The sequence below is a fragment of the Calditrichota bacterium genome (assembly GCA_013151735.1).
Taxonomy (GTDB): Bacteria; Zhuqueibacterota; JdFR-76; order JdFR-76; family BMS3Abin05; genus BMS3Abin05.
The window spans coordinates 1-12,790 of sequence record JAADHR010000092.1; the positions used below are offsets into that span (position 1 = coordinate 1).

The following is a 12,790-nucleotide window of genomic DNA, read 5'->3' on the forward strand; positions in this document are numbered from 1 at the left end:
CGGATTCATTGGAAAAGACCCCCCGGGCCACTCCCATTCGAATCGTCAGAAGAACCGTGGAGCCCAAAAATCCGCCCGTAGCCGCGGTGGGGGTAAAGGCCTTTTCAAACACCAGGGCAAAAACCTCGGGGATCTTCCGGTACTCGATGGCAATCACAATCAAGGAACCCGCTATGTAAAAAAGAACCATCACGGGAACCAGAGTACCCGTTACACGGCCGATGCTTTTGATCCCCCCAAGAATGACCAGGCCGGTAGCCACTGCCAGAACCAATCCCGTCACCCAAAAAGGAATGCCAAATGTTTTTTCCACGGCATCCGCCACAGAATTGGACTGCACCATATTCCCAATGCCAAAGGCGGCAATAAAGGCAAAGGTGGCAAACAAAACGCCCAGCCATTTCCAACCCAACCCTTCCGTGATGTAGTACATCGGGCCGCCGCTCATTGTGCCGAATTTATCCGATTTCCGGAATTTGACAGCCAGAACGGCCTCCGAGAACTTGGTGGCCATTCCGAATAGTCCCGTTATCCACATCCAAAAAAGGGCTCCGGGGCCGCCGGCTGCAATGGCGGTGGCCACACCGGCAATGTTTCCCGTCCCAACGGTAGCCGCCAGAGCGGTCATCAGGGCCTGAAAGTGGGAAATATCCCCGGCCTCATCCGTATCCTCTTTTCGTTTGATCAGCGCCAGCCACAGCGAATAAACCAGGGTTCGGAATTGAACCCCCCTCAATCGAATCGTCAGGTAAATTCCGGTTCCCACAAGCAACGTAATCAGCGGGACTCCCCAAACCCAGCCGCTAATCCGACTCAAAATGGCGACGATTTGATCCTGCATAGACTTCCTCCGATTGCATTAAAAAACCACTGTCCATATCCTGAAACACACGGGGAGAATACCCAGGGGGCCACCCCAGAGTGAGTATCTCTGTGGCACTCTGTGCTTCTTTGCGAAACTCTGTGTAACCTGAAAAAAAGTAACACTGAGACCCCCAAAGAAAAAAAGAGAGAAACACTGAGAATAGACGCGTTCACTGTTCCTCCGGGCAGCCTTCGGCCGCCACGCGCTCCAGAACCTGCTCCACGCAGTCCCTCGGATTCTGCACACCCTTCAGGCAATAGAGTCGCCGATAACGCTGCTGGCCATCCTTGTTCGTTTCAAAAACATCCACAAGGGCCCCGTAGGGACAGTACAGACATTTTTCCGGCTGTATTGAAAATTCTGTGGCTGATGCGCGAAGGAATGCCAGGTCATTCGTCCAATCCATTCCTGCCGTTTCTCCGCGGGAGCCAAACTCAATTCGCCGAAGTTTCTCGTAAATGATTCGTCCGCGGTCTTCGTGAATCTCAGCCGTAAACTCAAGGGAATCTCCGGGCCTGAAGGAATAGGTCTGCTGAAGCGACTGCCCGACAAGGGCATAGGTGAAATCATCAAAAGGGGTCTGACCGATAAAGCTTTCCTTGAAAATCAGCAGGAATCCCCGTATTTTCAGCCGGCTTTGCCGGCCCAGAATGTGTTTTTCCAGCCGGGGTTTTACGGCCGAAATGGTACCCAAAATCGGGCTTCGCTTTCCCTTTATCTCATTCAGCCACTCCTCAAAAATTTCCAAATCCTCCCAGAAGGACGGCTGTTTTTCAACGGGAAGAACCAGCTGAAGTTGGTGGGTGATTTTCTCATCGTAAAAATATTTACACCCAAAACAGAGTCTGCCGACATGTTTGTACCCGCGGGAACAGGATTCCCCCTTTTGAAACTTTTCACAGCGCCATTTCGAATAGACGCAGCCATTGGGGTAGCACTCTTTGACCTTCAGAACATGATAAACCGAAACCCATTTCCCCAACTTGGCGTGGGCTTGATTCAGACACCGAAAAACATCAACCCTTTTGTACTGATTAATCATTCAGGCATTCCTCGTTTACCCCCTACTCAATATAGGGAACGCGGTAATTTTTGTCAAGGTTTTTATTGGAAGGAAAGCAAGGGAAAATGAGCAGCTATCCCATTGGATTTCTGCTGCTCATTCACCGGAATGTCTCAGGAAAAAAGGCGGATTAAAAACTCAACCAGGCGGTCGGCAATGTCCCATGAAAGCACAAACGGGATTTCTTTGTTTTTGTGATTTTTATTTTGAACCCGCGTTAATTGAAAGAATGTCCCCTTTTTAAGTACGATCTGGAAATAGTCGGTTATTTTTTCTTTCTTGTACGGTGTTTTGCTTCGTAGCAGCGTCTGGCCTTGTGAAACATCCATCTCGATAAAATCAAAAGCATCCCGAAGAAAGGTCAATTCCTTTCTGATAATGTCTGTCTGGCGTTGCAGCAGCGACTTCCAATCCGTTTCTTCTTTGAGGGCTGTCGAATAGATAATTTTTTTTACGGATAAGCTGTACGCATCGCTTCCCTGCCAATCCACCGTAAGTTGATGATGTTTTGGAAGATTTTTCATCCACAACCGATAATGCTCCTGAAACAGGGCATCTTGTCGTTCATTCAGCTTCTCTTTGTGTTCACTCATCACAGCACCTCCCGTTCTTGATTTCCTCTAAATGATTTCTCCCGGAGATAATCAACTGTTTTCTTCCAGCGTGCCAATCATAAATTCAGACCCGTCGTAACGGAAAAGAATCGTTTTATCCTCTGCAACCGTCTCGATAATGACCGGCCGTGTCCACAGTTTGTACAGATTCTTAAGCGTTTCCTGGGCGTACCCCCGGTGCAATTCGACTCCCTCAAACCGGTGTTTCAAATACAATTCACTGCGATTTTCATAATTGGCATCGACAATTTCAATGTATGGCTGTCCCAGATTGGTCAGGCTGAAAAGAAGTTTTTCCTTGATTTTTTTAAAATCTCTGCTTTCAATCACATAGCGGCCGGAATCGGAATCGTGTTTGTATGTGAAGAAATTGTGTTCTCTGGCGAATTCTTCCGTAAAAAAGGTGTCAATAAATGTGATATCGTTGTAGTATTTTCGCACCTCAAAAATCTTTTGAAATCCCTGGTTGGTTTCCCGATTCCAGTGTTTCTTCTTTTCCCAATCGTCACACTCCTCGTACTCCTTTCCGAATTTTCCCTTATCCCAGCGTTCCCGAATGTCCCGAAAGAGCTCCACTCCCAACCGGTAGGGATTAAGACGCCCGGGCTGCTGACTCACAGTACCGGAGTGATGATCGGCATAGTCGATTACCTCAGAATCCGAAAGGATTTTTTCCGTCATCAATTTGGTGTGCCAGAACGTCGCCCACCCTTCATTCATAATCTTCGTCATTCCCTGGGGCGCAAAATAATAGGCTTCTTCCCGAATAATTGCCAGGACATCCTGCTGCCAGGGTTTTAACGGCGCATAGTTGAGAATAAAATTCAACACGTCCTTTTCCGGTTCCTGCGGAAAATTGCGCTGCCTTTCCTGATCCGCTTTGATCTTCAATTTCTGCTGTTCAATAAATTCAGGCGGATTAATGTACTTGTCCATATAGGGCTTACTGGCCAGTTTTTGAATATTCGTGTGATTTTCGATTTCTGCATCAGGGGCGGTTTTTTTCCGTTTGATGTAGGGCGAATAATAATCAATAAGGTTTTCAAGAGACAAACACGTGTCGATGAAATCCTCCACCGTCTCCGTTCCATATCGCTCAATGTAACGTTGGATTCGCGTCGCATGATTGGCCATTTCGTCCATCATGTGCCGATTGGTATGGGCAAACCAGGCATTGTTCTTGAAAAAATCGACGTGGGCATACACGTGAGCCATCACCAGTTTTTGATCCACCAGGTTATTCGATTCCAGTAGATAGGCGTAGGCCGGATCGTTGTTGATCACCATCTCGTAAATCCGGTGGAGACCGTAGGAATAGCTTTTCTGCATTTCTTCGTATTCCATCCCAAAACGCCAGTGGGGGTAACGGGACGGAAATCCAAGATAGCTGGCCACTTCGTTCATCTGATCAAAATCCAGCATTTCGAAAATCGTTTCGTAAAAGTCCAGACCCGCCTCCTTTGCAATTGCTTTAATCCGCTCCTGCCAGACCTGAAGTTCGGGAGAAAGTTTTCGTGTGTATCGTTTCATGGTATCCAACCTGTTTGATAGTTGTCCCTGTTTTTTAATCCGATTGGAAGTCAGCCGGCAACCAATGAAAGCCAATTTCTTCATTCTTCAGAAACGTCTCGATTCTTCCAGATTGGCCAACCCCCTTTTTTAAAAAATAATGACTTAATGGAGTTTCCACAAAACGCTGGATGGTGCGTTTCAGGGGACGAACCCCATATTTGTCATCGTACCCCCGCTGAGCCAAGAAGCGTTTTACATCAGACCCAAATTCAATTGCGAATCCCATTTTGGCCAGGCGCTGACGAAGTTCTTCCAAAAAGACATCCACTATTTTTTCCACATCTTCCGGGGGCAGCGCATGGAACAGAACAATCTCATCCAGACGATTCAGAAATTCCGGCGGGAATATTCTCTCCAGGGCCTTTCGCACCACGCGCCCCCTCTCTTTTTCTCTGGATTGAAAATCGCCTTTTGAAAAACCGATCCGGTGGTTTTCCTTTTCCAGATCAAAAGACCCCACATTGCTGGTAAGAATGATGATGGCATCCTGAAACGGAATTTTCTTTCCATGGCTGTCGTGCACAAAACCCTCATCAAGAACCTGAAGCAGCAGATTGTGCACACGCGGATGCGCTTTTTCGATTTCATCAAAAAGCACCACCTGCATTTTGCCCCGCGTCAGTGCGTCGGACAGAACACCCCCTTCTTCAAAACCAATATAGCCAGGAGGAGCGCCCAGAAGCTTGGCATATTCGTGCGGCTGTGAAAACTCCGAGCAATCAATTCGTACCATTTCCTCCTCATTTTCCAGAATCTGAGCACTGAGCGCTTTTGCCAGTTCCGTTTTTCCCACGCCCGTTTGACCAATAAACATAAAACTGCCAATCGGCTTTTCAGGATTTCTGAGACCCACCAGGGCACGCTTAACCGCATTTGCGACCTTTTTCACGGCTTCATCCTGACCAATCACGCGTTTTCTCAGTCGTTCTTCCAGATCAATGAGGTCAATCCGCTGGTGCGCGGACTGTTTCTTTTTTTCCAGGAGAAAAAGAGGCGCTTCCCTGTGTTGCTTCACAGAAAACGTTACCTTTTCAATATCCAGTGCCGGATTTATGGAAATGCAAATGGTGTACAATTCTTCTTCGGCACCCTCCAATTTATGGAACAAATCGCGTTTGGCTTTTCGGATAGCCGGCAGTACCTCATCATTAAAATTCACGACACAGGTGTTAATCACAAACTGAATGTACGAACGCCGATCCGTAAATTTAACCTCGCTGAAAATCTGATCAATTTCTTCCTGCGTAAATTCCCGAATTTTTACAAATTGGTTTATGCTCTTGAAATATTTTGCCTTCACATTTGAAACCAATTTCATACACAACACCTCACCTTTAGATTTACCCGAACAACAGGCCCCTTTTTCACTTGACCCTTTGACACATGCGTGAAAGTCGATGCCGCAATTGGTACAGGGCCTTTCCCGGCCCTGTTATTCATTTTTGAACGCGGCGAGTTGCATCCCATTTTCTACAGTCCCTTTCCTAAAAACGTCTTAATGGATGCATAAATGGCCTCCTTGTTGTCAATCTCGGAGGTAATTACATTCTCGTCATCCTCAAAATTCTCGCGGATTGTTTCGATAAACTGCCCCGAACCGTAGGCGCTCCACACCTGTCCGTAGGCGAAAAGATTGGAAACCGGTACCAGCTCTTCCTTCAGAATTTTCACACAGAGTTCGGAGTCGGATTCACCCCAGTTGTCTCCGTCGGAAAACTGGAAAAAGTAGATGTTCCAATCCTCCGGATTGTAGTCGGCTTTTACAATTTTTGAGGCCAATTTATAGGCAGATGAAATCACCGTTCCACCGCTTTCCCGAAGATTAAAAAAGGTTTCTTCATCCACTTCGTGCGCCGCAGCGTCGTGAACAATGTACCGGGTGGTTACCCCCTTGTAGTTCGCCTTCAGCCAGGTATTGATCCAGAAGGATTCCGTTCGCACAATGTCTTTTTGTTCACTGCCCATCGACCCTGAGACGTCCATAATATAAATGACGACCGCATTGGTCTCCGGAAGAGGCACCTCTTTCCACGAACGATAGCGCTTGTCTTCCCGAATGGGAATAATGGTTGGGTTCCTGGAATCGTAAGTATTCGATGTAATTTGCCGTTTTAATGCTTCACGGTACGTGCGCTTGAAATGCCGCAGCGATTCCGGTCCGACGGTCCGAATACTGGAATATTTTGCCTTGTTGGACACGATTTTGCTTTTCCCCTTGGGCTCAATCCGGGGCAATTGCAGTTCATCAGCCAGAATGGAAATCAGTTCGTCCAGCGTGATATCCACTTCAAGCATGTGTTCCCCGGGCTGATCGCCCGCCTGATCACTCCCCTGCTGTCCGTTAGGATCGACACCAATGGGCGTGCCGGGTTCTCCGGGCCCCTGTCCCACGCCTTCTTTTTGCTGCTGGCCATATCGAAAACGCGGGATGTTGATCTGCGGCACCGGAATACTCACGATATTTCGGCCCTTTTTCCCGATTAATTCGGAATGGGAAATATACTTCTTTAAATCCTTTCGAATAATCCCCTTCACAATTTTTCGAAAGCGCTGGTGATCTTTTTCTATTCGCTTAATCATGGATCGATTACTCTTCTTAATTTTCTCCTAAAAAAACTCAGCCACTAAAACTCCAGAATTCCAAGTTGTAATCGGTGCACCAAATCCACGGTACCAGAGACGGCCTCTCCCGGAGGGCAAGGAGAAACACATCCCTGGCACCTTTCTGGAACGCCAATTCACTTTTTTGCGCCCTTTCTGCTTGGATTGGTACAAACTGACGCTCAATCCGGACAGAACCGATTCACTTCCGATTAGGCATCGCCCTTAATGTCTCCGCGTGCAAAAATACTGGCTACATATTGAAGCACATCGGTGGCGCACTTGTCGCAGTACCCGTAATATTTAATCATTCGCGATTTTACCACATCAATCTTCTTCTGCGTTTCCTGATCGATCACATTCGAAACCAGACTGGTTAATTTAATGGAATCCTTCTGATCCTCAAAAAGCTTGAGTTCCAGCGCCTTTTGCAGGCGTTCATTGGTGCGGTAATCGAATGTTTTGCCATCCAGCGCCAAAGCCCCGATGTAGTTCATAATTTCTCTCCGAAAATCATCCTTCCGGCTTTCGGGAATGTCGATTTTTTCCTCAATGGAGCGCATCAATCGCTCATCCGGTTCTTCGGCCACTCCCGTGTAGGGATTTTTCACTTTCTCTTTCTGGGTGTACGCCTTCACATTGTCGATGTAATTGGAGCACAATCTCGAAAGCGCTTCCTCATCCGCGGCTATGGCCCGCTGAACCTCATTTTTCACAATATCGTCGTACTCCTCTTTTACCACGCTCAACAGCTCCCGATAGCGTTTCTTCTGTTCTTCAGCCGTAATCAGGGAATGGTGCTGGAGCCCCTCTTCCAGCTCATTCAGAACCATAAAGGGATTGACGCATCCCTCCATTTCGTTCACAAGGGCATTTGAGATCTTGTCCTGAACATACCGTGGAGAAATTCCATCCATTCCTTCCCGCACGGCTTCGGCTTTCAACTCTTTGATGCTGTCCTCGGTAAATCCGGGCAGCGTTTTTCCGTTGTACAATTTCAGCTTCTGCATTAGCGTGAGCTGGGCCCGTTTGGGCTCTTCCAGGCGCGTGAGCACCGCCCACATGGCTGCCATTTCGATGGTATGGGGCGCAATGTGCTTCCCTTTGATTTTGTCGGAATTAAAATCCTTTTCGTAGATTTTAATCTCGTCATCCAGCTTGGTAATGTACGGCACATCAATTTTTACCGTGCGGTCACGCAGGGCCTCCATGAATTCGTTATTCTGAAGCTTTCGATATTCCGGTTCGTTGGTGTGGCCGATAATGACTTCATCAATATCCGTTTGGGGAAATTTTTTCGGCTTGATTTTGTGTTCCTGGGACGCGCCCAGCAAATCGTACAAAAACGCCACATCCAGCTTCAGCACCTCGATAAATTCCACCAGGCCCCGGTTGGCTACGTTGAATTCCCCGTCAAAATTGAAGGCACGGGGGTCCGAATCTGAGCCGTAAATGGCAATTTTGCGATAGTTAATGTCGCCGGTTAACTCTGTGGAATCCTGGTTCTTTTCATCTTTAGGCTGGAATGTGCCAATTCCCAGACGATCCTTTTCAGACAGAATGAGCCGGTTAACCTTCACATCCTGAATAACGCGATTCCAATCGCCGTCGTATTGTTTCATTTTTTCCTGATACATAAACCGGCAGAACGGGCAGAGTTCGCCCTCGATGTGAATGTGTTTGGTTTCCGGATTCTTGGAATGAAATTCCTTTAAGAGCTCCGCCCGGAATTCAAGGGGAATCAGGTGCAGCGGCTCTTCGTGCATGGGGCATTCCAGCCAAACTTCCCGTCCGTTTTCATCCTCATCGCGCCAGGCGTAGGAATAGAGAGCGCCTTCAGGCGTACGGGTGTAATCCTCCAAACCCTTTTTCAGAAGGCGAACAATGGTGCTCTTGGAACTTCCTACCGGTCCGTGAAGCAGCAATACACGGTTTTGCGTGCCATAACCCTGCGCAGCCGATTTAAACAAGTGAACCAATTTCATCAGAGACCGTTCCAATCCAAAAACAGCATCTTTGCCGTTATGAAGCGGATCGTCAAAAAATTTATAATGAATGATTTTTTCACGCAGATCGGTCATCTCCTCGGAGCCGTACGACAGGATCATATCGTAAATGCGCTGAAAGGCCGTGCGAATCACTTTTGGATTTTCTTCCACAATCCGCAAGTAGTCATAAAAACTCCCTTCCCAATGAAGTTCACGATAGGCTCCTGACGTCTTTTGCAGTTCCTGAACCATTGAGGCCAATGGAGATACGAATTTTTGTGGGTTGTTTTTCATGGTTTGCGTGTTTGAATTCATTTTTCAGCCCCTCCCTTCACTTTTGGGGTTTCTCAAACGTTTACTACTTTTTCATTTGCGTGTACACTTTTGCAACCGAATGTCTTGCAGATCGAACAATGACCTCACGCATCATCGAACACTCATGTCGAAGGTGTGGAGCCATTTGTCGAATTCTGATTTCGATCCTGCACGGAAAAATAAATTCCTGCATCCCTGCATTTGCAACACCGTGCACATGTCAGAAATACCAGATCCTGCAAATAATGACAAGAAATCCGCCTGCCGGCGAAATAGGTGTTGGGAGTAATTTTGAAGGACAACTCGTTTGGAACTAACTGTACAACCAGAAGAATTTTTTTGGATTGATTGAGGAAATTTTAATCCAGACTGCAGATGAGACTACCATTCAAAAATACGACCTGAAAGCGACCAGGCGAATCTAACGGAATTTGTCCTCAAAATCTCCCGGCATTTGAAAAACCATATTTTTCAAGTGCAATTTAGGTACATGCTCCTCTTTTTGGTTCGATGCATTCGGAATACAAACATTGAACACCTATGTTTAATAATCTATTCGACCCGTTTTTCAAAATCTTTAACAAAAAATATTTTTTCGGTATAAACGAACAAAAAAAGCCGAATCCAAACTTCAATTCGGCTTTCAAAGAACACGTTTATAGTCCCCCACTTTGGTTAATTTAGACTAAAAAATAATCAATTGGTTCCCGTTTGTCAAGTATTTTTTTATTTTTGCTGCTGAAACTGCTGCAGCTGTTTCAGCCCGTTTTGCATCATGTTTTCCATTGAAATCACCTGAAATCCCGCAGGAACCTTAAACATATCTGCTGAGACGGACTGCTTTTTCATTGAGACAAACTCTTCAAAGTGAAATTCGGAGTTGTTCTCCACCCACTTTTTCAGAACCGGAAATTTGTCTGTTTTCTCGAAAAATTTGGATTCGTTATCTTCCATTTTTTTGCTCTTTTCCAGAGCCTTTGTCATTTCTTCCATCGATTGGTACAATTGTCTGAGCGTTTGTGTGGGTGTTGCCAACCAGACTTGCAGGGGATTTCCGTCTTTATCGGTACCCTCATACAACTCACACTTAAAACCGTTGATCTTTTTCTTTTTACCCGTCGGTTTCAGAGAAAACAGATCGTTCTCTTTTTCCGGTTGGTTTCCCTGCATCATCTGCTTCATCGCGCTGGCATCCAGCCCAAAGGCCTTTCCCATTTGTTCAGCCACGCTGTTCATGGCTTTCATCATTTTACCCACATCAATCACTATCGCCTTTTTCTCTTTCCAGGAAATGGTGGTTAGTTTTTGCGCTTTCGAATCATAAATGACAGCCGTTTTCCCCTCGCTTTCATTCATGTCCGTACGCAAAAGATTTCCTTTCACCCAAATTGTGGCCGTGTTTACACGAACTCCGGGAGCGGATTCGCCAACTTCCTTCATCACCTGACGGTATGTATCAAATGAAACAGCCACGGCTTTTTTCGCAAACGCGGGGGTCGCCTGCACAGCACCCAATCCCGGAACCTCCACTTGCCTCAGATTAATCCGGCCGTCGCGAAAAATCAGTTTTCCCTCAAAACCACCCGCTTGTGCCTGAATGCTCAGGACTAATGCCATTCCTAAAATAACTATCCCAACCAACCAATCTTTTCTTTTCATGGAATATACTCTCCTATTTTTTTAATGTGTAATGATTATTTTCTTTGTAACTATGGTCCCATTTACTTTTGCACGTAAAAAATAGATCCCTTCCGGCATCCGCTCACCCTGCATATTTCGCTTATCCCAGGTCAATCGGTAGAGACCGGGACGGGAAAAATCTCCCTTAAATATCCACACCTTCTGCCCCAGCACATTGAAAATGGCCAGGGTGGGTCGGCGGGTGTCGGTTGACCTCTGGCTCAACCAGATCTCCACCGGCCTGTTTTTGTCAAGTCCGCTCGGATTTGGAAAAGGGTCAGTTAGAACAAAATTCGCAGGTCTCGTTCCGGAACGATTTCTTTCGTGAACACCTGTGGTTAACGGATTTCGTCCGCCCGAATGGTGGTAACGATTAGCAAATTCCTGCCAGTAGAAGTCCGCAATTTGGGCATTATGAACGATGACGATATTCTCGTTATTGTAATTCTCTGCGGACGTTGTCCAGTTGTAGGATCCCGTTTCCACCAGCGGGTCCGAATCCGTGTGACCATCCGCAATCATATATTTATGATGAAGCGTGCCTGATTCGCCGTACAGAAGCACATCGATGTTGTTGGATTTTAAATAGCGATATTGGCTGTAGGAATTGTTCTCCTCTCCCCGGTCCAGAACACCGGCTATCGTAACCCCCTGGCGCACCTTTGCATTGATCAGGGCATTCCGGATAGAATAGCGTGTAAAGCTGAGAAGGGCGAATTCAATGTTATTCTCCGCCGATTGAATGGCCCCAATGATGTGATTTTCAACATGATCCCCAGGGCTGAAATAGGCTTCCACCCGAATGCCGTTTACATCCACTTCGTGAGGGGTGTTGTCCGTTTTCTGCTGCCCAAACCGGGATGAATCGGCGTTGGGGGTATCCGTTACACTGCCCCACATCTCATTAAATTCCATCGTGTAAATTTTGGCCAGGGATTCATCCTGAATGAGAATGGCGTTTTCCGCGTTATCATTGGTGGCTTGCGTTGTAAAATTGTACGATCCCGTCCACACCCAATCATCCGAAAAAGACGTGGTGTCCCTGGCATCAAAAATCACAAACTTGTTATGCTGAAGGCCCTTTCCGTCATTGTGGGTTCCGAAACTGTCATCAATCACCCGAATGCCAAAGGATTTGATGCGCTCCACGGCCGATTGGTGATGGCCGTCGTCGTAAATGAACCGTACCCTGACGCCTCGTTGCTTGGCTTTCACAAGGGCATTGGCCACATCCGAAAGATTCAGGCTGTAGGCGCAAAAATCGATGCTGTGTTGGGCCTGATTGATGCGATCAATCAAGGCCAGATACGGTTTTTGATTTCCGGCAGCCGGTGCAAACAACGCCCGGGTCGTGTCAACGCTTTTTGTAAAGTAGACGTGCATTTCTCCTGTAGATTCCCGATGAGAAGCGGTAATGACCATCCAATCCCGGGAAGAAACCGTCTCTGAATTTGAAGAAGCCACCACTTTAATATGATAAACTGTTCCCGGCCACAAATTCGAAAGTGTCACCTGGTGAAACCCCTGAAACTCCGATTCCTCTATTTTACCCATCTCATAAGCTTCTGTTTTTCCATAATAAACAGTGCCTTTTGCTGATGTGTTGGTCCCCCAGAAAAGGGTCAGATAGGTTCGGCCAATTTCATTTAATTGAGGCGGCTGAGTAAATTCCAGAGATTGTACCCCTGCAAATCCCATATTTGCGGATAACAAAAATATTATCAAAACAACTTTTTTAAGCATCTATTTAGATCCTCTAAATTTTACCGGCGTTTCGGCAAGTCATTTTTGTAATCTTTATCATTGCCGGTTTTATCCAATACTTTATTATTTATGGAGCTATACATAGTTGTCGAATCCTCTTTCGGCGGATTTGACCCTGCTCAATGGATTCCCCACCGTTTACGCTTTTTTGTGGATATTGAAAAAGAAAATACAAACAAATTTCTCCCCTCCCAGAGAAACATTTACTTTTGAACAACCCTGTAAAAATCCCCTCTTGAGAGGGGTGTCCCCGTCAGTTGGTGGGGACGGGGTGTGTGATCTTGTTCCTCGAAGAATCATTGTGTGAAAAATTAAGATTGAAAAAACA

The 12,790-nt window shown here is 46.5% G+C and carries 9 protein-coding genes; all 9 read right to left on the minus strand.

Annotated features, from left to right (window positions below):
• Nucleotides 1-841: sodium:alanine symporter family protein (locus GXO76_06365; GenBank protein ID NOY77478.1), on the minus strand; the 841-nt coding region annotated here is incomplete at its 3' end.
• A 193-nt stretch (nt 842-1,034) separates the two neighbouring features.
• Nucleotides 1,035-1,907 (minus strand): hypothetical protein, encoded by an 873-nt coding sequence (locus GXO76_06370; protein NOY77479.1) that lies wholly within the window; start codon nt 1,905-1,907, stop codon nt 1,035-1,037.
• A gap of 134 nt (nt 1,908-2,041) precedes the next feature.
• A complete protein-coding gene (locus GXO76_06375; protein NOY77480.1) occupies nt 2,042-2,521 on the minus strand; it encodes a hypothetical protein in 480 nt (159 codons plus the stop codon).
• 51 nt (nt 2,522-2,572) lie between these two features.
• Nucleotides 2,573-4,072 carry a SpoVR family protein gene (locus GXO76_06380; GenBank protein NOY77481.1) on the minus strand — a complete coding sequence of 500 codons (1,500 nt, stop codon included), beginning with the start codon at nt 4,070-4,072 and terminating at the stop codon, nt 2,573-2,575.
• 34 nt (nt 4,073-4,106) lie between these two features.
• Nucleotides 4,107-5,432 carry an ATP-dependent Clp protease ATP-binding subunit gene (locus GXO76_06385; GenBank protein NOY77482.1) on the minus strand — a complete coding sequence of 442 codons (1,326 nt, stop codon included), beginning with the start codon at nt 5,430-5,432 and terminating at the stop codon, nt 4,107-4,109.
• A gap of 152 nt (nt 5,433-5,584) precedes the next feature.
• Nucleotides 5,585-6,694, minus strand: a complete 1,110-nt coding sequence (locus GXO76_06390; protein NOY77483.1) for a DUF444 family protein — start codon at nt 6,692-6,694, stop codon at nt 5,585-5,587.
• Between the two features lie 233 nt (nt 6,695-6,927).
• The gene (locus tag GXO76_06395; GenBank protein ID NOY77484.1) at nt 6,928-8,997 is read right to left on the minus strand and encodes a serine protein kinase; all 2,070 of its coding nucleotides are present in this window, start codon (nt 8,995-8,997) and stop codon (nt 6,928-6,930) included.
• Between the two features lie 747 nt (nt 8,998-9,744).
• On the minus strand, nt 9,745-10,677 hold the full coding sequence (locus GXO76_06400; protein NOY77485.1) for a DUF4412 domain-containing protein: 933 nt from the start codon (nt 10,675-10,677) through the stop codon (nt 9,745-9,747).
• Between the two features lie 21 nt (nt 10,678-10,698).
• Nucleotides 10,699-12,411, minus strand: a complete 1,713-nt coding sequence (locus tag GXO76_06405) for a T9SS type A sorting domain-containing protein (protein NOY77486.1) — start codon at nt 12,409-12,411, stop codon at nt 10,699-10,701.
• Nucleotides 12,412-12,790 lie beyond the last annotated feature (379 nt).